23 protein-coding genes and 1 pseudogene are annotated in these 24876 nt (G+C 50.3%); 8 read left to right on the forward strand and 16 right to left on the reverse strand.

Annotation, left to right across the window (positions count from 1 at the left end; translation table 11 throughout):
• Positions 1–22 precede the first annotated feature (22 nt).
• From plsC to ygiW, 5 genes and pseudogenes are all read right to left on the reverse strand, one after another.
• The gene (plsC, locus tag FEK46_RS00855) at positions 23–760 is read right to left on the reverse strand and encodes a 1-acylglycerol-3-phosphate O-acyltransferase (RefSeq protein ID WP_135559845.1); all 738 of its coding nucleotides are present in this window, start codon (positions 758–760) and stop codon (positions 23–25) included.
• 234 nt (positions 761–994) lie between these two features.
• Entirely contained in the window at positions 995–3244 is a 2250-nt protein-coding gene (parC, locus tag FEK46_RS00860; protein ID WP_130210335.1) for a DNA topoisomerase IV subunit A, read from the reverse strand.
• Between the two features lie 137 nt (positions 3245–3381).
• Positions 3382–4355: pseudogene (locus FEK46_RS00865) on the reverse strand (ABC transporter substrate-binding protein); the annotation flags it as partial.
• Positions 4356–4382: 27 nt separating this feature from the next.
• Positions 4383–4865, reverse strand: coding sequence for a GyrI-like domain-containing protein (locus FEK46_RS00870; protein ID WP_135559846.1), 483 nt, complete (start codon positions 4863–4865; stop codon positions 4383–4385).
• Positions 4866–4916: 51 nt separating this feature from the next.
• On the reverse strand, positions 4917–5309 hold the full coding sequence (ygiW, locus tag FEK46_RS00875; RefSeq protein WP_096251400.1) for an OB fold stress tolerance protein YgiW: 393 nt from the start codon (positions 5307–5309) through the stop codon (positions 4917–4919).
• 151 nt (positions 5310–5460) lie between these two features.
• Between ygiW and qseB the strand changes: the two genes are divergently transcribed.
• Positions 5461–6120: a quorum sensing response regulator transcription factor QseB gene (gene qseB, locus FEK46_RS00880; RefSeq protein WP_130210339.1), complete on the forward strand. Its 660-nt coding sequence runs from the start codon at positions 5461–5463 to the stop codon at positions 6118–6120.
• Complete coding sequence (gene qseC / locus FEK46_RS00885) at positions 6117–7466, forward strand: quorum sensing histidine kinase QseC (protein WP_135559847.1); 1350 nt, start codon at positions 6117–6119, stop codon at positions 7464–7466. The genes qseB and qseC overlap by 4 nt, the downstream gene beginning before the upstream one ends.
• Positions 7467–7511: 45 nt before the next feature.
• Here qseC and FEK46_RS00890 read toward each other — a convergent pair whose 3' ends face one another.
• The gene (locus tag FEK46_RS00890) at positions 7512–7844 is read right to left on the reverse strand and encodes a DUF2645 family protein (RefSeq protein ID WP_130261292.1); all 333 of its coding nucleotides are present in this window, start codon (positions 7842–7844) and stop codon (positions 7512–7514) included.
• Between the two features lie 365 nt (positions 7845–8209).
• On the opposite strand from FEK46_RS00890, the gene mdaB reads away from it, so the two are divergent.
• Both mdaB and FEK46_RS00900 read left to right on the forward strand, forming a co-directional pair.
• Entirely contained in the window at positions 8210–8791 is a 582-nt protein-coding gene (gene mdaB / locus FEK46_RS00895; RefSeq protein WP_000065430.1) for an NADPH:quinone oxidoreductase MdaB, read from the forward strand.
• Between the two features lie 30 nt (positions 8792–8821).
• On the forward strand, positions 8822–9136 hold the full coding sequence (locus FEK46_RS00900) for a putative quinol monooxygenase (RefSeq protein WP_000633737.1): 315 nt from the start codon (positions 8822–8824) through the stop codon (positions 9134–9136).
• Positions 9137–9180: 44 nt separating this feature from the next.
• Here FEK46_RS00900 and FEK46_RS00905 read toward each other — a convergent pair whose 3' ends face one another.
• From FEK46_RS00905 to FEK46_RS00925, 5 genes are read right to left on the reverse strand one after another with little or no spacing between them, the layout of a single operon-like run.
• Complete coding sequence (locus tag FEK46_RS00905) at positions 9181–10068, reverse strand: MurR/RpiR family transcriptional regulator (protein WP_000614953.1); 888 nt, start codon at positions 10066–10068, stop codon at positions 9181–9183.
• Positions 10065–11012: an iron-siderophore ABC transporter substrate-binding protein gene (locus FEK46_RS00910; RefSeq protein WP_135559848.1), complete on the reverse strand. Its 948-nt coding sequence runs from the start codon at positions 11010–11012 to the stop codon at positions 10065–10067. Before FEK46_RS00910 ends, FEK46_RS00905 begins: the two co-directional genes overlap by 4 nt.
• Positions 11013–11022: 10 nt before the next feature.
• Positions 11023–12060 carry an iron ABC transporter permease gene (locus tag FEK46_RS00915; RefSeq protein ID WP_135559898.1) on the reverse strand — a complete coding sequence of 346 codons (1038 nt, stop codon included), beginning with the start codon at positions 12058–12060 and terminating at the stop codon, positions 11023–11025.
• Between the two features lie 8 nt (positions 12061–12068).
• The gene (locus FEK46_RS00920) at positions 12069–13052 is read right to left on the reverse strand and encodes an iron ABC transporter permease (protein WP_135559849.1); all 984 of its coding nucleotides are present in this window, start codon (positions 13050–13052) and stop codon (positions 12069–12071) included.
• Positions 13049–13858, reverse strand: a complete 810-nt coding sequence (locus FEK46_RS00925; protein ID WP_130261296.1) for an ABC transporter ATP-binding protein — start codon at positions 13856–13858, stop codon at positions 13049–13051. The genes FEK46_RS00920 and FEK46_RS00925 overlap by 4 nt, the downstream gene beginning before the upstream one ends.
• 373 nt (positions 13859–14231) lie before the next feature.
• Between FEK46_RS00925 and FEK46_RS00930 the strand changes: the two genes are divergently transcribed.
• Positions 14232–16373, forward strand: coding sequence for a TonB-dependent siderophore receptor (locus tag FEK46_RS00930; protein WP_135559850.1), 2142 nt, complete (start codon positions 14232–14234; stop codon positions 16371–16373).
• A gap of 63 nt (positions 16374–16436) precedes the next feature.
• Here FEK46_RS00930 and parE read toward each other — a convergent pair whose 3' ends face one another.
• The 5 genes from parE to nudF are packed head-to-tail and all read right to left on the reverse strand — an operon-like array spanning position 16437 to position 20843.
• Positions 16437–18329 carry a DNA topoisomerase IV subunit B gene (gene parE, locus FEK46_RS00935; RefSeq protein ID WP_130210353.1) on the reverse strand — a complete coding sequence of 631 codons (1893 nt, stop codon included), beginning with the start codon at positions 18327–18329 and terminating at the stop codon, positions 16437–16439.
• A gap of 28 nt (positions 18330–18357) precedes the next feature.
• Positions 18358–18939 carry an esterase YqiA gene (gene yqiA, locus FEK46_RS00940; protein ID WP_000105733.1) on the reverse strand — a complete coding sequence of 194 codons (582 nt, stop codon included), beginning with the start codon at positions 18937–18939 and terminating at the stop codon, positions 18358–18360.
• Positions 18939–19766 carry a 3',5'-cyclic-AMP phosphodiesterase gene (cpdA, locus tag FEK46_RS00945; RefSeq protein ID WP_130218206.1) on the reverse strand — a complete coding sequence of 276 codons (828 nt, stop codon included), beginning with the start codon at positions 19764–19766 and terminating at the stop codon, positions 18939–18941. Before cpdA ends, yqiA begins: the two co-directional genes overlap by 1 nt.
• Positions 19767–19790: 24 nt before the next feature.
• Positions 19791–20213, reverse strand: a complete 423-nt coding sequence (locus FEK46_RS00950; RefSeq protein ID WP_000833390.1) for a DUF1249 family protein — start codon at positions 20211–20213, stop codon at positions 19791–19793.
• Positions 20214–20843, reverse strand: a complete 630-nt coding sequence (gene nudF / locus FEK46_RS00955; RefSeq protein ID WP_021564655.1) for an ADP-ribose diphosphatase — start codon at positions 20841–20843, stop codon at positions 20214–20216.
• 204 nt (positions 20844–21047) lie between these two features.
• On the opposite strand from nudF, the gene tolC reads away from it, so the two are divergent.
• From tolC to FEK46_RS00970, 3 genes are all read left to right on the forward strand, one after another.
• Complete coding sequence (gene tolC, locus FEK46_RS00960) at positions 21048–22529, forward strand: outer membrane channel protein TolC (RefSeq protein WP_130210361.1); 1482 nt, start codon at positions 21048–21050, stop codon at positions 22527–22529.
• Positions 22530–22676: 147 nt separating this feature from the next.
• On the forward strand, positions 22677–23348 hold the full coding sequence (locus FEK46_RS00965) for a DUF1190 family protein (protein ID WP_000831534.1): 672 nt from the start codon (positions 22677–22679) through the stop codon (positions 23346–23348).
• Between the two features lie 5 nt (positions 23349–23353).
• Complete coding sequence (locus tag FEK46_RS00970; protein ID WP_130210363.1) at positions 23354–24514, forward strand: glutathionylspermidine synthase family protein; 1161 nt, start codon at positions 23354–23356, stop codon at positions 24512–24514.
• The last annotated feature ends 362 nt before the right edge of the window (positions 24515–24876 follow it).

Here is a 24876-nt window from a genome sequence, read left to right on the forward strand (position 1 = left end):
CCGCAAAAAACAGATTGCCGACTTAAACTTTTCCGGCGGCTTCGCGCTCTGCGACTTCTTTATCGAGCTCGGCGATTTTTTGTTCCATTATCGAACGACAATGGGCAGCCAGCTCGCGAACCTGATCTTTACCATATTGACTGACATCAATTGGCGGCAGCATTTCTACGATCACTAAACCATTATTCAGTCGGTTAAGATTAATCTTATTCGAAGTCGTGGAAACACACACGGGAATAATCGGAACGCCTGCGGCAATCGCAGCATGAAATGCCCCTGTTTTAAACGGCAGCAGACCGCGACCACGGCTGCGCGTTCCTTCCGGAAACATCCAGATGGAGATACGGCGTTTTTTGAAATGATTCACCACTTCGGCGATCGTGCCGTGCGCTTTAGTGCGATTGTTTCTGTCGATCAATAAGTTACCGGTTAACCAGTACAACTGCCCAAAGAAGGGGATCCACAGCAAACTCTTTTTACCTACAGTGACTGTCGGCGGCTGCACGATGTTTGATGCCGTCACCATGTCATAGTTGTTCTGGTGGTTAGCGATATAGATAGCATTGCCATAGCTTTCAGCATCAGCAGGTTTGCGACATTCGACCTTCAGGCCATACAGCGGCGCAAGACGACCAAACATATGCCCGAAGGTAGCCACATGCTTCGGATTACGCGGGCTGAAAAGGCAGTAGATGGAGCCGAATACACAGACTAAGATGCTGTAAATAATGGTAATAATAAGACGAAAGATATATAGCATAACACCCTCTGAAGATCTGAGAGACTGGCATTGTACGTCACCTGAAATCAGGTTAGGGCATTGTTAAAAGCCGCTCTCTGGAAAAACGTATTGTTAATCGCAACGCATGAATAAACAACGGTTTCAAGGGAATTTTTATTGTTTATACAGACTAAATGCGGCACCGGATGACGACTTCAACGTTTCATCCGGTTCACCTTTTTGACAGGAGAAGGTGCGGCCCTCTCCTGCATTTTACTCTTCGTTGTCAGCACGCCGCGGGGAGTCAATCTCGACACGGTCAATACGCTGCAAACCACGCATCAAGGTGCCGCGACGGCCACGCTCACCGGTCACTTTCAGTAACTCTTCCGGGCGCAGTTTAATTTTGCGTTTCCCGACATGAATCGTCAGCGTACTTTGTGGGGGCAGGACATACAGATGTGCAAGACCATCCTCGCCACGAGCGGCTTCTGCCGACGGGATGTTAATGATCTTGTTGCCTTTACCCTTCGACAGTTGCGGGAGCTCACTGACTGGGAACATTAGCATACGTCCAGCCAGAGTAATCGCCAGCAACATATCGGAAGGGTCCTGAATCACCACTGGCGGCATAACATGCGCGTTTTCTGGTAGAGTAATCAGTGCCTTACCTGCACGGTTACGCGCCACCAGATCGTTAAAGGTACAGACGAATCCGTAACCTGCATCGGAAGCCATCAACAGTTTCTGATCGTCGCTTTCCATTAGCATGTGATCAACGGTAGCACCTGGCGGCAACGTCAGTTTACCGGTGAGCGGTTCGCCCTGACCACGCGCTGAGGGCAGCGTAATGGGGTCGATAGCGTAGCTGCGTCCGGTAGAGTCTACAAACACCACAGGCTGGTTACTCTTGCCTTTCACCGCAGCTTTGAAACTGTCACCCGCTTTGTAATTCAGACCAGGAGCGTCGATATCATGACCTTTGGCGCTACGCACCCAGCCCATCTGCGACAACACAATGGTAACCGGCTCAGACGGCAGCATGTCATGCTCGCTCATCGCTTTCGCTTCTTCGCGTTCCTGCAACGGCGAACGGCGATCGTCGCCATAAGCTTGGGCATCGGCCTGTAGCTCTTTTTTCAGCAGGTTATTCATTTTGCGCTCGGAAGCCAGAATGCCCTGCAATTGATCGCGCTCTTTTTCCAGCTCGTTCTGCTCACCGCGAATCTTCATCTCTTCCAGTTTGGCGAGGTGACGCAGTTTCAGTTCGAGAATCGCTTCCGCCTGAGTTTCCGTAATGCCGAAGCGCGACATCAGCGCCGGTTTCGGTTCATCTTCATTACGAATGATCTCAATCACTTCGTCGATGTTGAGAAATGCCACCAGCAAACCTTCGAGGATATGCAGGCGCTTGAGGACTTTCTCCAGACGATAGTTCAGACGGCGGCGTACGGTATCACGACGGAACACCAGCCACTCGGAGAGGATTTCCCGCAGATTTTTCACCGCAGGACGCCCATCCAGACCGATCATATTGAGGTTAATACGATAGCTCTTTTCCAGATCGGTGGTGGCGAAGAGGTGATTCATCACCTGCTCCATATCCACGCGGTTGGAACGCGGTACGATCACCAGACGGGTCGGGTTCTCGTGGTCAGATTCATCGCGCAGATCGTCAACCATCGGCAGCTTCTTGTTGCGCATTTGCGCAGCAATCTGTTCCAGTACGCGCGCGCCAGAAACCTGATGCGGTAGTGCGCTGATAACCACCGCGCCATCTTCTTTCTTCCACACCGCGCGCATACGCACAGAACCGCGACCGTTCTCGTAGATTTTGCGGATCTCTGCTCGGGAGGTAATGATTTCCGCTTCGGTCGGGTAGTCCGGTCCCTGCACGATATCCAGTAACTGGTCGAGCGTGGTATTGGGCTGCTCAATTAAGGCGATTGCCGCCTGCGCGACTTCACGCAGGTTGTGCGGCGGAATATCCGTCGCCATGCCGACGGCAATGCCAGTGGTGCCGTTAAGTAAAATATTCGGCAAGCGGGCAGGGAGCATTTTCGGCTCTTGCAACGTGCCGTCGAAGTTTGGCACCCAATCCGCCGTTCCTTGCCCCAGTTCACTTAATAAAAGCTCGGAATATTTCGACAGGCGGGATTCGGTGTAACGCATTGCTGCGAACGATTTCGGATCGTCCGGCGCCCCCCAGTTCCCCTGCCCGTCCACCAGCGGATAACGGTAAGAGAATGGCTGCGCCATCAGCACCATCGCTTCATAGCAGGCGCTGTCGCCATGCGGATGGTATTTACCCAGTACGTCACCGACAGTACGAGCCGACTTTTTAAATTTGGCGGTAGCATTCAGGCCCAGTTCTGACATCGCATACACAATGCGGCGTTGAACGGGTTTCAGACCATCACCAATAAACGGCAACGCACGGTCCATGATCACGTACATGGAGTAGTTTAAGTAGGCGTTCTCCGTAAACTCATGCAGCGCAAGGCGCTCTGCCATATCGCTCATTAATTCTGATTCCTCAACTTATTCGCCAGCCTTCAAAGGGGCAATATTGCTGGAGATACTACATTATCTGCCGCGTCGAGTCACAGGAGATCAGCGTCATTAGCGCCGCCGGACGTGCTCCGGCGGCGATAAAGGCATCAATGTGCCTTGATATACAACTCTTTGCTGTAAACATAATCCTGAGGATTATGCAGCGGGAAACCGCCAACGTAGGGTTTAAGCAGTTTGATCAGCGGTTGATAGTAGATGGGAATGAGCGGAGCCTGCTGGTTGATAATGGCCTCGGCCTGTTGATACAGCACGTTACGTTTCCCCGCATCAGTGGTTTGCGCCGCCTGATTCAATATCGCGTCATACCGCGTGTTTTTCCAGTGACCGACGTTCTCTTCACTATCGCTTTTAAGCGTGTTCAGGAAAGTGGAAGCATCATTGTACGTCGCATCCCACGACTGCCGCGACAACATGAAATCACCGCTACGCCGGGCATCAAGATACGTTTTCCACTCCATCGTGCGCAGCGTCACCTGTGCGCCAAGCCATTTTTTCCATTCGGAAGACAAGGCTATCGCCGTTTTCTCATGCAGATCGTATTTGTTGTAGAACAGTTCAAAGCGTAGCGGGTGAGAGGCGTCGTATCCCGCCTGTTTCAGCAATGCTTTTGCCATCGCGACGCGCTCACTCATTGGCTGTTGCAGTTCATCGAACGTCGTCGCACTAAAAACTTCTACCTCTGGCGGCGTCAGCGTGGTTGCAGGCGTTCGCAGCCCGAGTACCTTTTGCGCGATTAACGGCCTGTCGACCGTCAGATATAGCGCCCGCCGCACACGTACGTCGCCAAACGGCGTTTTCTGCATATTGAAGTTGTAATATTCGCTGTTCAGACGCGGGATAATCTGCAACTCGCCTGGCAACGATTTTTCGATAGCAGGAATTTGCTGCGCCGGAACCCAGGTCAGATCGACCTCTCCCGCGCGATAGCGGTTATAGCCAGTGACCGAATTATCCAGGGCCAGATACTCGACCTGCTGCAAAACGGTATGCTCTGCATCGCGGTACTTAGAATTTTTGCGAGCAGTAATCTTTTCGTTAACGACCACTTATCAAGCACAAAGACACATTTGGCTCACAAGATTCCCCATCACACCAACGGCACATAAACATCCGTTTCCAGTCGCTGCTCTGTCATCCCTTCGGCAAGATTGGTGTAGTGAAACAGGAGCGGTGCTTTACGCATTTTCTCACCACTTTCAGGAAGCCAGCGGCGAATGATGGCCCAGATGGTATGAGATATGTTATCCGGATTGCCAACATGGCGGGCAACGGCATAGCGTCCCGAAGTAAGTTCACCATTACTCACGCCATAACGATTCTCCGGAATCGGTTCGTTAACGCTGCCGCAGATATCAAAGCGAAACGCATCTGGTGAGGTGGTGGCAGGATCGTCCCAGGCGACGCCAAAGGTCTGGCTTTGATTAACAGGGGAAAGCCCCGTCTCTTTGCGCCACATGATATATTTCGCCACGCTGTAGTTGAGCAACTCAGGACTACCGCGATGCGGCAAAATCGCCACATGGGTGGATGGAAAATCGATAACACTTACATTCAAGGTCTGGTTTTTCATTTTGCCTCCCTGCGAAATTATTCCCGGGAACGCGTCCCGGGAGCGGTAAAATTACGGGTTTACTTTGCGGATCTGTTTAACGTCAATTTCAACAGAGTTCCAGTCTTTATCCACTTCGCCCTGAATCTCAACCGTATCTTTCGGCGTTACCGTCACACCGTTCCAGCGTTTGTGGTCGATATCTACATTGATGGTGCCGCTGGCATCTTTGAACAGGTACAGATCGTCAGAGATGCGCTCAACGATATTCCCGCGCAAGGTTACCCAGGTGTCGTCACGCAGAGATTTCGCGTTTTCTACGTTAGTTACGCTGCCGTTCGGCCCCTGGAATCCTCCGGTCTGACTTTGTGTTGCCGATGGGCCAGAAAAACCACCCTGCTCTGCTGCCATTACCGGTGCGCTGCACAGGGCCATTACTGCAATTGCTGCTGCGAATTTTTTCATGTTTGTTACTCCCTTTAATGTCTGTTTCCGAGCATTAAACAAGATAGTCCTTAACAACTTCTTAAGGAAAAAAAAGAAAATTTAGGGCTGTACAGAGCACGTTACAACACGGTTTACTTGCAACAAATACAGTTATCGCAGGGATGAAAAGATGCGAATTTTACTGATAGAAGATGACATGCTGATTGGCGATGGCATCAAAACAGGTCTGAGTAAGATGGGTTTTAGCGTCGACTGGTTTACGGAAGGTCGTCAGGGAAAAGAGGCGCTCTATAGCGCACCTTACGACGCGGTAATTCTGGATTTAACCTTACCGGGCATGGATGGCCGCGATATTTTGCGCGAATGGCGAGAAAAAGGTCAACGTGAGCCGGTACTGATCCTGACCGCGCGCGACGCACTGGCGGAGCGCGTAGAAGGTTTGCGCCTGGGGGCCGACGATTATCTGTGCAAACCTTTTGCGCTGATAGAAGTCGCCGCCCGGCTGGAAGCCCTGATGCGTCGAAGCAACGGGCAAGTCAGTAATGAGTTACACCACGGCAACGTCATGCTCGACCCCGGCAAACGTATCACCACCCTGGCAGGTGAACCCTTAACGTTAAAACCAAAAGAATTTGCCCTGCTGGAACTCCTGATGCGCAACGCCGGTCGGGTACTGCCGCGCAAACTGATTGAAGAAAAACTGTATACCTGGGACGAAGAGGTCACCAGCAATGCCGTCGAAGTGCATGTGCATCATCTGCGGCGCAAACTCGGCAGTGACTTTATTCGTACCGTTCACGGTATAGGCTACACATTAGGTGAGAAATGAAATTTACCCAACGCCTTAGTCTGCGAGTCAGGCTGACGCTGATCTTTTTGATTCTGGCCTCGGTGACCTGGCTGCTTTCCAGTTTTGTCGCCTGGAAGCAAACAACGGATAACGTCGACGAGTTGTTCGATACCCAGTTAATGCTGTTTGCCAAACGGTTAAGTACGCTCGATCTCAACGAAATCAATGCGGCAGATCGTATGGCAAGAGCGCCGAAGAAATTCAAACACGGTCATGTAGATGATGATGCGCTAACCTTTGCCATCTTTACCCACGATGGAAAAATGGTGCTCAACGATGGCGACAACGGGGAGGATATTCCCTATCACTATCAACGTGAAGGATTTACTAACGGTCAACTGGTAGATGAAGATGATCCCTGGCGTTTTGTTTGGATGACGTCGTCTGATGGTAAATACCGCATTGTTGTAGGTCAGGAATGGGAATACCGTGAAGACATGGCGCTGGCGATTGTCGCCGGGCAATTGATCCCGTGGCTCGTTGCGTTACCCATTATGTTAATCATCATGATGGTACTGCTGGGTCGTGAACTCTCGCCGCTGAACAAACTGGCGCTTGCGCTACGTTTGCGCGATCCCGACTCAGAAAAACCACTTAACACCGCAGGTGTACCCAGCGAAGTGCGTCCACTGGTCGAGTCGCTGAATCAACTGTTCGATCGTACACATGCGATGATGATCCGTGAGCGGCGCTTTACCTCTGATGCAGCTCACGAACTGCGCAGCCCATTAACGGCGCTGAAAGTGCAAACCGAAGTCGCACAGCTTTCCGATGATGATCCACAGGCACGGAAAAAAGCACTAATGCAATTACATTCGGGGATCGATCGCGCTACCCGCTTGGTTGATCAGTTGCTCACCCTGTCGCGGCTCGACTCACTGGATAACCTTCAGGACGTCGCGGAGATCCCGCTTGAAGACCTCCTGCAATCGTCAGTGATGGATATTTACCACACGGCGCAGCAGGCAAAAATTGACGTGCGGCTGACGCTCAATGCCCACGGCATCAAACGCACCGGGCAACCGCTATTGCTAAGTCTACTGGTCCGAAATCTGCTGGATAACGCAGTACGTTACAGTCCACAGGGCAGCGTGGTGGACGTCACTCTGAATGCAGATAATTTCACCGTAAGAGACAACGGCCCCGGTGTGACGCCAGAGGCACTGGCGCGAATTGGTGAACGTTTCTACCGCCCCCCTGGACAAACCGCTACCGGCAGCGGGCTTGGGCTGTCGATTGTCCAGCGAATCGCCAAATTGCATGGCATGAATGTTGTGTTTGGGAATGCGGAACAAGGTGGATTTGAGGCGAAGGTGCGCTGGTAGTGCATATGTCTATGAGAGCCGTTTAAACAGCTCTCATAGATATTCTTAATAGCAAAATATAAGCTGTCCCCAAAAAAGCCACCAACCACAAACCAGACAAATAACGAGCGAGAATACATATAGCCAAAACTCGAACATTTCCCGCACAAAGAGTTTTCTTAAGATGATAATAATAAGTGGCGTCAGAAGAAAAAACGCGGCTATCACTGCTTGTAATATACGTTCTTCGCCTGATACGGAAGGTATATTGCAAATATTGTCTCCCGACTCAAGCATCCAGTCATACTCATTGAAAGCAAAGAAATTTTTTGCCAACCAAAAAGAAAGGATAATATATAACAGAGCTTCGAATATTGTTTGAATTTTCTGCTTTAACATATGTTAGCACTCTCTAAAAAAGTCCAATCTGAACTCTGATTTTCGATACCCTCCAGTAAATCTATTTATAATTATCTGCATCACACGCTGATAATTTCATTTTTGCTTATTCGACCTTCAACGCCATAATTATCAGCTCGCAGAAAATCTGCACCAAACCTGTAAGTTAATCCTGTACCAAGGGGAATTATGAGAAATTGCTATCAGTATTGTCATTTTCAGAAAATATTTATCCTGCATCGGTGAGTCAGAGCAAAATCAAATTTTTGCAAAATTCGCAAAAGACTTTGCACATTTTGCTAATTTCACCGCACCGCTCTGTGACGTACTATAGTCGGCAAACGTCTCACCTTGAGGATAAAAAAATGAGCAACATCCTGATTATCAACGGCGCGAAAAAATTCGCCCACTCCAATGGTCAACTGAACGACACCCTGACCGAAGTCGCGGATGGCACGCTGCGCGACCTCGGGCATGATGTCCGCATCGTTCGCGCCGACAGCGACTACGATGTCAAAGCCGAAGTACAAAACTTTCTCTGGGCTGATGTGGTGATCTGGCAGATGCCAGGCTGGTGGATGGGCGCACCGTGGACGGTGAAGAAATATATCGATGATGTGTTCACCGAAGGTCACGGCACGCTGTATGCCAGCGATGGTCGTACCCGCAAAGATCCGTCGAAAAAATACGGTTCTGGCGGCCTGGTACAGGGCAAAAAATATATGCTTTCCCTGACCTGGAACGCACCAATGGAAGCCTTCACCGAAAAAGACCAATTCTTCCACGGCGTTGGCGTTGACGGCGTGTATCTGCCGTTCCATAAAGCAAACCAATTCCTGGGTATGGAACCGCTGCCGACATTTATCGCTAATGATGTGATAAAAATGCCTGATGTTCCCCGCTATACTGAAGAATATCGCAAGCATCTTGTAGAGATTTTTGGTTAACTAGGGCTCTGGCTTTAGAAGGAGTTAACCATGATTACAGTAATCGCAGAAATCCGTACTCGTCCTGGTCAACATCACCGTCAGGCGGTATTGGATCAGTTTGCTAAAATCGTTCCAACCGTACTGAAGGAAGAAGGTTGCCACGGCTATGCGCCGATGGTGGATTGCGCTGCTGGCGTGAGTTTCCAGTCTATGGCGCCGGACTCTATCGTGATGATTGAGCAGTGGGAAAGCATCGCGCATCTTGAAGCGCACTTGCAGACCCCGCACATGAAAGCGTACAGCGAGGCCGTAAAAGGCGATGTGCTGGAGATGAATATCCGCATCCTGCAACCGGGGATTTAACATTCCTGAAAAGAGGCCGGTGTTGCTACCGGCCTCAGGTCAGATTAGCCATTCTTTCTTCCCGTTTTCAAACCCCGATGGAAATCGTTAATTCGCTTAATGGTTTTAACCGCACGCTGCGGCATCGCGGAAGCCACCGACCAGACAATCATTTCCAGGCACAACAATACCGTACCATGTAGTGGCGTTTTCCCCTTTTCATCCCCGCGCGGAACATGAATCACGATACTGGCGTCTTTGCTAAAACGTGAATCCAGCGCGTTTGTCAGCAAAATAACAGGGATCCCCAGCCGTCTCGCTTCACGCAGCGTTGTCAGCCCTTCCCGATGCGCAGATTTTTGCGCCATCATGATCAGAACATCACCTCGCTGAAGCGCGATCAATTGCTCGGCAAGGCCAATACCCGTACGGTTTAGCGCCGTGGCAGGCAAGCCTATGCGGTTGAATAGTCGTGCGGTATAGTCCGCCAGAATCCCCGAAGCGCCAATGCCAAAAATTGCGACTTGCCGTGCCTGCACCAACAACGCTACCGCTTGCGCAAGCGCGTGGCGGTTTTCAGGCTCTGACAGGACATTACAGGTATACAAATGCCCTTCAAGAACAAAGTCGATTGCGGTGTTAACATCGCTCGTCAAGTTACTCACCGTCGTAGACATCTTTTCGCTGGAACTAAGGGCTGGACCAAGCCACTGTTCCAGAGTGCGTTTCAGATCACGCAGCCCGGCAAACCCCAGAGCCTGTATAGCCCTGATAACTGTGGCATCGGAAGTGTTCAACGTGGCCGCAATTTCCATCGCCGTTTGCTCGAGTACCACTTCACGATGCTCATTAATGTAGCTGGCGACAGCTCTTAACCCAGGCGTTAACTGACTCGCGCGAGTGCGAAAACGCTCACCATAAATATCAACCCGCGTTTTGTCTTTCTGAATCATTTGGCCTCCGGTAGAGGTCGTCCCGCAATTTGTGATTGTATCTGCGCAGCCATCAGCCCCAGAGATGCAAAGGAGTTAGAAATCGCCTCTTCACGAGAAATCAACACATAGCGCCCTGAACGACAGGCCGTCAAAAACTGACACCACCCCGGCATGACTTTTTCCATTGCTGCCAGCTCATCCTGAGGTTTACCACCGGTGTCACCGCGCCAGGTTGCAAAAACAAAATCGGCATCCAGTTCAGGCAAACGCTCCGCGCTCACATCCATTCGCCCACCTTCAGGAATGCTCTCAATCAGCGGTGGAAAGCGAAAACCAGCATCGCGTAATACCCGCCCCAGCGAATGATAGCTATGCATCACATTAATTTTTCCCTGATTTGCCTGAATCACCGATACCGTTATTTTTTGGCTGTCCAGCGTCGCCTTCAGCGCATTGATTTGTGCCTGATAGCGGCGTTCAAGTATCGCCAGCTGCGCCTGCGTTCCTGTAAGTTCTGCCAGCTTGTGGTAGATTTCTGGCGCGCCCCCTTTGAGATGATCAATGCTCACCGTGGGCGCAATTTTTTCCAGTTGTTCAATAGGCGTATTACGGGTCGGTTCTGTGATGATCAGGTCAGGCTTTGCCGCCACAATCGCTTCAATATCAATGTCGGCTGTTCCAATGAAGGCGATCGATGAATTATCGAAGTCGATACCTGTCAGTAATGCGCCTGATCGAATGAAATGGCTACCGTCAGGCCGTGTTCGCCCGTGGCTGGCGACAGGAGGTACACCAAGCTCAATCAGAGGAATAGTGATATCAAGATCGTGTAAAGAGACAATTCTCTTTGGATGTGCGGGCACTGTGACTTTGCGCCCTAAATCATCGGTAAACACCTGAACAGGTTCTGTCGCGCGGGCAAAAAATGACAACAGTATCAGCAGAGAAAAAAATAAACGCATATAACTCCCGTTAAAAACTGTTCCTGCGCTGCCAGAGCAGTAGCAAAAAGAATGGTCCACCAATCAATGAAATAATGATTCCGGCAGGCAGTTGCAAAGGCAAAAAAGCCAAACGACCAATGCTATCCGCCAGGATGACTAACAACGCCCCCGATACGGCGCTCCCCAGCAGTAATGTCGTCTGCCCGCCACGTAGAATAAAACGTGATACATGGGGTGCTATCAATCCGACAAAACCGATGTTACCAACACACGAAACGCAGACGGCTGTCAGGATTATTGGTGCGGCTACACGTAACAACGCCAGACGAGAACTATTCACCCCTAACCCAGTTGCAACCTGATGACCAAGCAGAGCGATATCCGCCGTCCTGGCGGTGAACAGCAATAAAAGAGCGGCTGGCAACATCCAACAGGCTGAAATACCGACTAACATCCAGTTAGCTGCATGCAGGCTTCCCGATAACCACATCAATGCAGTTTGTACATCTCGAACATCTGCAGTGGTCATAAATACACCGATACCGGCGGCGAAAAACCAGGAAACACCAATGCCAATCAGAACAAATCGCGGGCGGGAAATATCGCGCGCACAAAAAATCACGATTAAAGCCACCAACAAGCCACCAGCAAGACCAGCCACTGGACGCCAGAACATTCCCAGCATTGGAAACTGGAAGATCAGCCACAGCACCGCCACGCTACATCCTTCTTTGACGCCGATTAAACCGGGATCGGCAAGGCCGTTACGCGCAATGGATTGCATCGCTGCCCCCGCCATACCTAACATGGCTCCGCATAGCAATGCCATGATGACTCTCGGCAAGCGAATATCCTGCACAATATAACGTGCGTCTGTGCTTACGTTTTCTGGAGCAAACAACGCTCGCCCTACTTCCGATGCCGGGATAGAGAAAGAGCCATGCATCAGACCGAATATCAGTATTCCAACCGCAAACAGAAACAGCCCACCAAGCAACACCAGATTTTTAGGGCGTACCAGCGTCGAAAACTTACCAACACGTAGTGGGCGTAGCCCGACGTTCATTATCCGACTCATTTGAACATCCTCGTCGCCATAATGACAAAAACGGGCGCACCAACTAACGCCGTCATGACACCGGTCGCTAACTCATGGGGCGTGAAAAGCGTCCGGGCAATAATATCTGCCAGTAATAACAATAAGGCGCCGATACAAACTGAAAGAGGGAGCAGAACGCGCAGATCCGCTGATACCAGACGCCGGACAATCTGCGGTACCAACAGGCCGACAAAGCCAATGGGGCCAGCAATCGATACGGCTGCGCCACAGAGCAACGCGATCGCAAGCAGGGTGAATGTTCGCGTGCGTAGTACCGAGACGCCCAGACCTTGCGCCATGCGATCGCCCAGAGCCAGCATATTAAGAGAGGGCGCGAGGTAAAGGGCTAATACAAATCCCCCCAGAGAAAACCAGCCGGACGTACCCAACGTCGCCCAATCCTGCCCTGCTAAATCACCTGCTAGCCATGTCCGCATCGCCAGCAGCGTTTGTTCGTCAAGAATCAGGATTGCAGCCGTTATTGAAGAAACAAACGCCGATAGCGCCACGCCGCATAAGGTGACTTTCATTGGCGTTAACCCTGAACGCCCTGCGGAGGAAAGCAGCAATATCAACAGAAACAATAACGCGCCTCCCGCAGATGCCAGCAGTGGGCGTCCAACCGGAAAGGCCAGTCCAAGCGCGCTGGCGGCAACGACAGCGAGGGCGGCTCCGGCATTTAAGCCTAAAATATGTGGCTCTCCCAATGGGTTACGAATGACAGCCTGCAACAAAGCACCAGCAACACCAAGAGAAGCACCGGTGAGCAATGCTGCAGCTAAACGCGGCAAACGGAGTCTTACAATCACGTTGTGATCGAAGTTTTGCGGTTCAAAATGAAGAAATGCCTGCAACACCGTTTGTGGTGCAATAAATCGGGCACCAATCCCTGGATATACCACGCATCCCACCAACAGTAAGGCGAGGAAAAAAACAGTAACCAGCCCCGTGCGCATCATACTTTTTCTACACCACGAAACGGCATGAAGAACGGTTTCCCCGTCAGAGGATTTATTGATGCGTGAACATCAACGTCAAAAACCGCTTTTACCAGCTCAGGCGTGCAATGTTCCCCCTCATTTAACACACGCACCACTTTCCCCTGGCGTAAAAATATCAGCGTATCGCCATAATTCACGGCAAAATTCAGATCATGCAACACCACGACGACAGTACGCCCGTGATGACGCGTTAAATCATGTAATAACTCAAGAATTTCAACCTGATAACGTAAATCAAGCCAGGTTGTGGGTTCATCCAGCAGGATATAAGGCGTCTTTTGCGCCAACACCATCGCAATCCAGCAACGCTGGCGCTGCCCACCAGAGAGTTTTTCAACAGGTAAATGTGCAAACTCCTGCGTACCGGTTAATTTCAGAGCCTCTTCTACCGCCTGCTCATCGGCGTCGCTCCATTGACGTATGAAATTTTGCCAGGGAAAACGCCCACGCGACACCAGTTCATAAACGGTTAAGCCCTCCGGCAATAATGGCGACTGCGGCAAGATCCCAAGTCTGCGGGATAACGCTTTCGTTGGTTGCTCGTGAATCGCTTTACCATCCAGCAATATCGCGCCGCCCATGGGTTGCAAGATACGTGCAATGGTGCTGAGCAACGTCGACTTTCCACAGCCGTTTGCCCCAACCAGAACGGTCATTTTTTCTGTGGGAACGGAGAAAGAAACACCATCAACAATGATTTTCTTGTGATACCCGGCAGAAACATTGTCGAGGATCAGCCCCTGCCCTTTTGCGTTATGTGCCACGTGTACGCCAACTTAATCAAAGACAAACAAAAATAAAACTCATTCTCCTTTGAGAGTTTGACGCCACAAAATGTAGTAGTCAAGAAGTTAAAAGCCATACAAAAACAAGGTAAACAACAGGTGAAATATTTTTAAAAATAAAAATAAAATCATTAAATATTAACAGGTTAATATCAATTTAATTGCATTAACCTCTCATAAAAACACATGTAGCAATTTTTTGTTATTTCTCATTTACTACTACATCACCGCATGATTGAATGATTCTCAATTACATATCCGATGGCGAAATAACAAACGGATAGTGCTTAGTGAGCAACAAGAAACAATTTTCACTCGCGACAATCCGTGAGTTTTTGGGATAACAGACTAAATGGCTAAGTTCACACCTTCATTCTCAGGAATCAAAGGTCGGGCGCTCTTTTCACTGCTCTTTGCAGCACCGATGATTCATGCAACCGACACTGTAACGACCAAAGATGGCGAAACAATCACTGTTACAGCGGATGCAAATACCGCAACTGAGGCGACCGATGGTTATCAACCCCTGAGCACCTCCACGGCGACATTAACCGATATGCCGATGCTGGATATCCCGCAGGTGGTCAATACGGTTAGCGATCAGGTTCTGGAAAATCAGAATGCGACGACGCTGGATGAGGCGCTTTATAACGTCAGTAACGTGGTACAGACCAATACATTAGGCGGAACTCAGGACGCCTTTGTACGTCGTGGGTTTGGTGCTAACCGGGATGGCTCCATCATGACCAATGGTCTGCGAACCGTACTTCCTCGTAGCTTCAACGCTGCAACAGAACGTGTGGAAGTGCTAAAAGGTCCGGCCTCCACGCTGTATGGCATTCTCGATCCTGGCGGACTGATTAACGTCGTGACAAAGCGCCCGGAAAAAACATTCCATGGTACTGTCTCAGCCACTTCCTCCAGTTTTGGCGGAGGCACTGGGCAACTGGATATCACAGGCCCCATTGAAGGTACTCAGCTGGCATATCGCCTGACGGGGGAAGTGCAAGATGAAGATTACTGGCGGAATTTCGGTAAAGAGCGCAGCACATTTATTGCCCCATCACTCACCTGGTTTGGTGATAATGCAACAGTAACCATGCTCTATTCACATCGGGATTATAAAACGCCGTTCGATCGTGGAACGATTTTCGACCTTACGACGAAACAGCCCGTCAACGTTGATCGAAAAATACGTTTCGACGAACCGTTTAATATTACAGATGGTCAGTCCGATCTGGCGCAACTCAACGCAGAATATCATCTCAATAGCCAGTGGACAGCGCGCTTTGATTACAGCTACAGCCAGGATAAATACAGCGATAATCAGGCTCGTGTTACCGCGTATGATGCAACGACAGGAACGCTGACACGGCGTGTTGATGCAACTCAGGGATCTACCCAGCGTATGCATTCTACTCGTGCGGATCTGCAAGGGAATGTTGATATTGCTGGATTCTATAATGAGATTCTGGGTGGGGTGTCATATGAATATTATGATCTTCTGCGCACAGATATGATTCGCTGTAAAAACGCTAAAGATTTCAATATCTACAACCCTGTTTATGGCAATACCAGCAAATGCACAACGGTTTCGGCGTCGGACAGCGATCAGACGATCAAACAGGAGAGCTACTCAGCTTATGTACAGGATGCGCTCTATCTGACAGATAACTGGATTGCTGTCGCCGGGCTCCGCTATCAGTATTACACGCAATATGCGGGTAAAGGCCGTCCTTTTAATGTCAATACTGACAGCCGCGATGAACAATGGACGCCCAAACTGGGGTTAGTCTACAAACTGACGCCATCGGTATCCTTATTTGCGAATTATTCGCAAACATTTATGCCGCAATCGTCAATTGCCAGCTACATCGGCGATCTTCCACCGGAATCATCTAATGCTTACGAAGTCGGGGCAAAATTCGAGCTGTTCGATGGTATAACCGCAGATATTGCGCTGTTTGATATCCATAAACGTAACGTGTTGTATACCGAAAGTATTGGTGATGAAACCATCGCCAAAACGGCGGGCCGCGTTCGTTCAAGAGGGGTAGAAGTCGACCTTGCAGGAGCATTAACAGAAAACATTAATATCATTGCCAGCTACGGCTATACCGATGCTAAGGTTCTGGAAGATCCTGATTATGCAGGAAAACCATTGCCGAATGTTCCTCGTCATACCGGTTCGCTATTCCTGACCTATGACATTCATAACATGCCTGGCAATAACACACTAACGTTTGGCGGTGGCGGACATGGCGTAAGCCGTCGTTCGGCAACCAATGGGGCTGACTATTATCTGCCAAGCTATTTTGTTGCTGATGCCTTCGCCGCATACAAAATGAAATTGCAGTATCCAGTCACTCTGCAATTAAACGTCAAAAACCTGTTTGATAAAACGTATTACACCTCTTCCATCGCCACAAATAATCTGGGTAATCAGATTGGCGATCCGCGTGAAGTACAATTCACAGTGAAAATGGAATTTTGATAAAAAAAGCCCGGTATACGCGTGTATACCGGGCTATGTTTTATTCTCCTGACGGGAAGATCATCAGACCTCAATCTCCGCCATGTCACCTTTCTCTTGCAACCAGTTACGGCGGTCTTCTGAGCGTTTCTTCGCCAGCAGCATGTCCATCATCGCGTCGGTACGCTGATCGTCTTCATCGTCGATGGTCAACTGCACCAGACGGCGAGTGTTCGGGTCGAGCGTGGTTTCACGTAGTTGCAGCGGGTTCATTTCACCCAGACCTTTAAAACGCTGGACATTTGGCTTGCCTTTCTTGCGTTTTAATTGTTCGAGCACGCCCTCTTTCTCTTCTTCCGTCAAGGCGTAATAGACCTCTTTACCAAGGTCAATGCGGTAGAGCGGTGGTAACGCTACATATACGTGACCATGTTTCACCAGCGTACGGAAGTGTTTTACAAACAAGGCGCAGAGCAACGTGGCAATGTGCAGACCATCGGAATCAGCATCTGCCAGGATACAGATCTTGCCATAACGCAGTTGGCTAAGATCGTCGCTGTCAGGATCGATACCGATCGCTACCGAAATATCGTGTACTTCCTGTGAGGCCAGCACTTCGTCGGAAGAAACTTCCCAAGTGTTAAGGATCTTACCTTTCAGCGGCATGATCGCCTGATATTCACGATCGCGCGCCTGCTTGGCAGATCCGCCTGCAGAGTCCCCTTCCACAAGGAACAGTTCGGTACGGTTAAGATCCTGCGCGGTACAGTCTGCCAGTTTGCCAGGCAGTGCCGGGCCGCTGGTCAGCTTTTTACGCACCACTTTTTTGGCCGCACGCATACGGCGCTGGGCGCTGGAAATCGCCATCTCCGCCAGCAGTTCAGCCGCCTGAACGTTCTGGTTCAGCCACAAGGTGAAGGCATCTTTCACCACGCCCGAAACGAATGCCGCACACTGACGCGAAGAGAGACGCTCTTTGGTCTGCCCGGCAAACTGCGGATCCTGCATTTTTACTGACAGCACATAGGCGCAGCGATCCCAGATATCTTCCGCCGACAGCTTCACGCCGCGCGGCAGAATGTTGCGGTATTCGCAAAACTCACGCATCGCGTCCAGCAGCCCCTGACGCAGACCGTTAACGTGCGTACCGCCCTGCATCGTTGGGATCAGGTTGACGTAGCTTTCGGTCAGCAGTTCGCCACCTTCAGGAAGCCACAATAGCGCCCAGTCCACCGCTTCGGTATCGCCAGAAAAATTACCGATAAACGGTTTTTCCGGCAGCGTCGGCAGGCCGTTTACCGCTTCCGCCAGGTAATCATTCAGACCGTCCTGGTAGCACCAGCGTTGTTCGGTGTTGTTGATCTCATCTTTAAAAGTGATCTCAACGCCCGGGCACAGTACCGCTTTGGCTTTCAGCACATGTGTAAGACGGGAAACAGAGAAGCGCGGGCTGTCAAAGAAAGTTTCATCCGGCCAGAAGTGCACGCTGGTACCAGTGTTGCGTTTACCGCAAGTACCAACAACCTGCAAATCCTGCACCTTTTCGCCATTTTCAAAGGCGATGTTATAAATCTGACCATCGCGGCGCACGTTAACTTCTACGCGCTTCGACAGGGCGTTAACCACCGAGATCCCCACGCCGTGCAGACCGCCAGAGAACTGGTAGTTTTTGTTAGAAAATTTACCGCCCGCGTGCAAACGGCAAAGAATCAGTTCTACCGCCGGAACACCTTCTTCCGGGTGAATATCCACCGGCATCCCACGGCCATCGTCAATCACTTCCAGCGACTGGTCAGCATGTAAAATAACGTCCACGCGTTTTGCGTGACCGGCCAGTGCTTCATCCACACTGTTATCAATGACTTCTTGCCCCAAATGGTTAGGGCGAGTGGTATCGGTATACATCCCCGGACGGCGGCGAACCGGCTCAAGCCCGGTGAGTACCTCAATGGCATCAGCGTTATAAGTTTGCGTCATGGTTTAAGTTAGTAATTCGAGTTGATCGTCAGAGATGGTGCAGACCAAGAAAATCGACGATCGGGTTGAAATAATCTTCGAAGCCCGTAAATGCGTGGTTGCCGCCTTCTATAACAGTCTGGCGGCAGGAAGCGTAGTACGCCACCGCCTGGCGGTAATCCAGCACTTCATCTCCCGTCTGTTGCAGCAGCCAGATCAAATCCGGCGCTTCCAGCGGGTCAATCTGCATGACTTTAAGATCGTAAATATGGCGAGACTCTAGCACATATTGCTGCCCGGTGTAGGGGTTCTCGTTCTGACCGAGATAGTCAGTAAGCAGTTCAAACGGGCGCACCGCCGGGTTTACCACCACTGCGGGCAGCATAAAACATTGCGACAACCAGGTGGCGTAATATCCCCCCAGTGACGAACCGACAATACCCAGCGAATCGCCGCCATGTTCCAGGACAATGGATTCCAGCAGTTCTGCCGCATCGGAAGGATACGGCGGTAACTGCGGAATAATCATCTCAACGTCAGGGTGATGTTCCGCCAGCCAGTTTTTCAACAAGCTCGCTTTCGCAGAACGCGGCGAACTATTGAAACCGTGTAAATAAAGAAGCGTCGACATCAGTAACCTTCTGAAGCGGTATCTGGTTGGAAACGGGAGTCTGCCAGGCGGTGTACTTCTGTGGTCAGCGTACCATCGGCATGGAGTTCCAGCGTACGCCAACCGGGCGCGATAGTGTCCAGCGTGAAGTTGGAACAGTGCGGCTTAAACTGCACGCAGGTCGATGGCGTTGCCAGCAGGCGACGACCATTCCAGTCGAGATCCAGTTCCTGATGGATATGGCCGCATAACAGATATTTGACGTGCGGAAACTTCACCAGCACGTTATCCAGTTCACCCGCGTTACGCAGACTGTGTTGGTCAAGCCAGCTACAGCCCGCAGGCAACGGATGATGATGCAGCAAAAGCAAGGTATGGCGCTCTGGCGCATCAGCCAGTTTACGTTCCAGCCACTCGAGTTGAAACTCGCTTAGCTCACCGTGCGGTACGCCAAACACCTGGCTGTCCAGCAACAGGATTTGCCACTGTTCACCGATAAACACGCGTTTCGCTGAAGATATACCCGCGTCCTGTAGCGCGCTGTACATCGCAGGCTGGAAATCATGGTTGCCCGGCAGCCAGACGCAGGGCGCACGAAAACTTGCGATGCCTTCAGCGAAGTGCTGATAGGCCGCAGCCGTTTGATCCTGCGCTAAATCACCTGTCGCGACAATCAGGTCGAATTCGTGCTGGTGTGGGCGAATCGCCTCCAGCACCGCCTGGTAACTTTCCCAGGTGTTCACCCCTAACAGGGCTTCGTGCTTTTGCGCAAACAGGTGAGTATCGGTAATTTGTAAAATCCTGACTCTGGACTCACCAGCCAGAGGAAGGGTTAACAGGCTTTCCAAATGGTGTCCTTAGGTTTCACGACGCTAATAAACCGGAATCGCCATCGCTCCATGTGCTAAACAGTATCGCAACCAGTCCGCTAAAAACTGATTAATTTGATGCTTTTCGTCGCGTTGATGCAACTTTTTATTAGGATAATCATACCGCGCTTTGAAGCGAAAAATCTGCTGACTTGAACACACTTCAGCCACCATCGCGTCATGATACAGACGCACAGTCATCGACGGAAGGCTCCAGTAACTGATCGCTGGCGCAATCTGTTCAATAGTCACCAGGGTAGTGTATCGGGTCGATTCCACAATCGTTAGCCGATATTGTGCGTTTGCCACCTGATAGCTTACAGTTTCACCGGGTGCGTCATTGCGCGGTAACAAACGGCGCAATTGTGAAAAGTTCATCTCGCACAGGCGCATCATTTCAGGAAAGTCAGGTGTGTAACGCTTCATTTATGCCCACTCATTTTTTAACGCTTGATGATGCAGTTGCAGCCATTGCAAAGCGATGACCGACGCTGCGTTGTCGATTTTCCCCTCTTCTACCCATTGGTATGCCTGTTCCCGACTTACCACATGAACGCGAATATCTTCGTTTTCATCAGCCAGACCGTGAATACCGCTTGCGGTCGTGGCGTCCACTTCGCCCACCATAATTGACGAACGCTCGCTGGTGCCGCCTGGGCTTGCCAGGAAACTTAACACCGGTTTGGTCCGTTTCACTTTTAGTCCCGCCTCTTCAATCGCTTCGCGACGGGCAACATCTTCCACACTCTCACCTTCTTCAATCATCCCGGCAACCATTTCCAGTAACCAGGGCGTTTCGCTGGTGTCATACGCGGCGATTCGTATCTGCTCAATCAGTACAACTTCATCGCGCACTGGGTCAAAGGGTAGCAAGACTGCGGCGTGACCGCGTTCAAAAATTTCCCGCCGGACCTCATGACTCATTTGCCCGTTGAATAAACGATGACGAAATCTATAAAGATCTAATGAAAAAAAGCCGCGATAAAGTGTTTCTCGTGCAATAATTTCTACATCGTTTTTGCCAAATGTAACGGGCAGGTTGTCTGGCTTAAGCATGGCTAATGTCCTGGCACTAATAGTGAATAAAATGTGAATTTCAGCGACGTTTGACTGCCGTTTGAGCAGTCATGTGTTAAATTGAGGCACATTAACGCCCTATGGCACGTAACGCCAACCTTTTGCGGTAGCGGCTTCTGCTAGAATCCGCAATAATTTTACAGTTTGATCGCGCTAAATACTGCTTCACCACAAGGAATGCAAATGAAGAAATTGCTCCCCATTCTTATCGGCCTGAGCCTTTCTGGGTTCAGTTCGTTGAGCCAGGCCGAGAACCTGATGCAAGTTTATCAGCAAGCACGCCTTAGTAACCCGGAATTGCGTAAGTCTGCCGCCGATCGTGATGCTGCCTTTGAAAAAATTAATGAAGCACGCAGTCCATTACTGCCACAGCTAGGTTTAGGTGCAGATTACACCTACAGCAACGGCTACCGCGACGCGAACGGCATCAACTCTAACGCGACCAGTGCGTCCCTGCAGTTAACTCAATCCATTTTTGATATGTCGAAATGGCGTGCGTTAACACTGCAGGAAAAAGCAGCAGGGATTCAGGACGTCACGTATCAGACCGATCAACAGACTTTGATCCTCAACACCGCGACCGCTTATTTCAACGTGTTGAATGCCATTGACGTGCTTTCTTATACTCAGGCACAAAAAGAGGCAATCTACCGTCAGTTAGATCAAACCACCCAACGCTTTAACGTGGGCCTGGTGGCGATCACCGACGTGCAGAACGCCCGCGCACAGTACGATACCGTGCTGGCGAACGAAGTGACCGCACGTAACAACCTCGACAACGCCGTTGAGCAGCTGCGTCAGATCACCGGTAACTACTATCCGGAACTGGCGGCGCTGAATGTCGAAAACTTCAAGACCGACAAACCACAACCGGTTAACGCGCTGCTGAAAGAAGCCGAAAAACGCAACCTGTCGCTGTTACAGGCACGTTTGAGCCAGGATCTGGCGCGCGAGCAAATTCGCCAGGCGCAGGACGGTCACTTACCGACTCTGGATTTGACGGCCTCTACCGGAATTTCTGACACCTCTTACAGCGGTTCAAAAACCCGTGGTGCGACAGGTACCCAATATGACGACAGCAATATGGGTCAGAACAAAGTGGGCCTGAGCTTCTCGCTGCCGATTTATCAGGGCGGAATGGTTAACTCGCAGGTGAAACAGGCACAGTACAACTTTGTCGGCGCCAGCGAGCAACTGGAAAGCGCCCATCGTAGCGTCGTGCAGACCGTGCGTTCCTCCTTCAACAACATTAATGCATCTATTAGTAGCATTAACGCCTACAAACAAGCCGTGGTTTCCGCCCAAAGCTCTTTAGACGCGATGGAAGCGGGCTACTCGGTCGGTACGCGTACCATTGTTGACGTGTTGGATGCGACCACTACGCTGTACAACGCCAAGCAAGAACTGGCGAATGCGCGTTATAACTACCTGATTAACCAGCTGAATATTAAATCAGCTCTGGGTACGCTGAACGAGCAGGATCTGCTGGCACTGAACAATGCGCTGAGCAAACCGGTTTCCACTAACCCGGAAAACGTCGCGCCGCAAACGCCAGAACAGAATGCTATTGCTGATGGTTATGCACCTGATAGCCCGGCTCCAGCCGTTCAGCAAGCATCCGCACGCACTAACACCAGTAACGGTCATAACCCTTTCCGTAACTGATGACGACGACGGGGCTTCGGCCCCGTCTGAACGTAAGGCAACGTAAAGATACAGGTTATCTGCCGTATTCTTCCCCCTTCTCGCTTCAATTTCGACCAGCCATCCTCTATTCTGATGGGTATTTACCACTGGTCCTGGAAGACAAAAATGAAACGGACAAAATCCATACGCCACGCATCGTTCCGCAAAAACTGGAGCGCACGCCACCTGACACCTGTCGCTCTCGCTGTTGCTACTGTTTTTATGCTGGCAGGCTGTGAAAAGAGTGATGAAACAGTGTCTCTCTATCAAAATGCTGACGACTGTTCAGCTGCAAACCCAGGCAAAAGCGCCGAATGTACCACCGCGTACAACAATGCGCTGAAAGAAGCAGAACGTACTGCGCCGAAATACGCCACTCGTGAAGACTGTATTGCCGAATTTGGTGAAGGTCAGTGCCAGCAAGCACCAGCCCAGGCTGGCATGGCACCTGAAAACCAGGCGCAGGCCCAGCAATCCAGCGGGAGTTTCTGGATGCCGCTGATGGCCGGCTACATGATGGGACGTCTGATGGGCGGCGGCGCGGGATTTGCACAGCAGCCGCTGTTCTCCTCGAAAAACCCAGCCAGCCCGGCTTACGGTAAATATACCGACGCGACGGGTAAAAACTATGGCGCAGCCCAGCCAGGCCGCACCATGACCGTACCGAAGACGGCAATGGCACCAAAACCGGCGACCACCACTACCGTTACCCGTGGCGGTTTTGGTGAATCTGTTGCCAAACAAAGCACTATGCAGCGTAGCGCAACCGGCACCTCTTCTCGTTCAATGGGTGGCTGATACCGATGGAAAGAGTCAGTATTACCGAGCGCCCAGACTGGCGTGAAAAAGCCCACGAATACGGTTTCAATTTTCACACCATGTACGGCGAGCCGTACTGGTGTGAAGATGCTTACTACAAGTTGACCCTCGCCCAGGTTGAAAAGCTGGAAGACGTCACCGCCGAACTGCACCAGATGTGTTTGAAAGTGGTGGAAAAAGTGATCTCCAGCGATGAGCTGATGACCAAATTCCGCATTCCAAAGCACACGTGGAGTTTTGTGCGTCAGTCATGGTTGACGCACCAGCCGTCGCTTTATTCACGCCTTGATCTGGCGTGGGATGGCACTGGCGAACCTAAACTTCTGGAAAATAACGCTGATACGCCCACGTCACTGTATGAAGCAGCATTCTTTCAGTGGATCTGGTTGGAAGATCAGCTTAACGCGGGCAACCTGCCGGAAGGCAGCGACCAGTTTAACAGTCTGCAAGAAAAGCTGATCGATCGCTTTGTCGAGCTGCGTGAACAGTATGGCTTCCAGTTGCTGCATCTCACCTGCTGTCGTGACACGGTGGAAGATCGTGGCACCATCCAGTATTTGCAGGACTGCGCGACGGAAGCTGAAATCGCTACCGAGTTCCTGTACATCGACGATATTGGTTTAGGCGAAAAAGGTCAGTTCACGGATTTGCAGGATCAGGTGATTGCTAACCTGTTCAAGCTTTATCCATGGGAATTTATGCTGCGCGAGATGTTCTCCACCAAGCTGGAAGATGCTGGCGTACGCTGGCTGGAACCGGCGTGGAAGAGCATTATCTCCAACAAAGCACTTCTGCCGCTACTATGGGAGATGTTCCCGAATCATCCGAACCTGTTGCCCGCTTATTTTGCTGAAGATGATTATCCAGAAATGGAAAAATATGTGGTTAAGCCAATCTTCTCGCGTGAAGGCGCAAACGTGTCGATTATCGAGAATGGCAAAACCATTGAAGCAGCAGAAGGTCCGTATGGCGAAGAAGGCATGATTGTTCAGCAATTCCATCCGTTACCAAAATTTGGCGACAGTTATATGCTGATTGGTAGCTGGCTGGTGAACGATCAACCCGCCGGAATTGGCATTCGTGAAGACCGTGCGTTGATCACCCAGGATATGTCTCGGTTTTATCCACATATTTTTGTTGAATAACACTGCTTAATATTGCCCCGATAATCGGGGCAACTTTTCATAATCCATCATTTATAATCTTCATCAATATATAAATCCATACATCTCCAACTTTTATTTAACATTAATAACCAATTTAATGTTAAATCGTCATATGTAAGTGGTATTGCAATTAAAGTAAGTAAATAAATCACCGCACAACACATTGATATATATTAAATATTTTATATTTACCTCTTCATATTTTAATTTAATAATTAAAAAACAATGTCGCAGAGATCACACTACGCAATATTGAACATTGTTATTGATATATCGCCACCCTACTATCCATTAAAAATAAATAGTTGTTTCAACAAATAACAACATATTCAAAAGCAGCA

It is taken from the genome of Escherichia sp. E4736 (assembly GCF_005781225.1).
Lineage (GTDB): Bacteria > Pseudomonadota > Gammaproteobacteria > Enterobacterales > Enterobacteriaceae > Escherichia.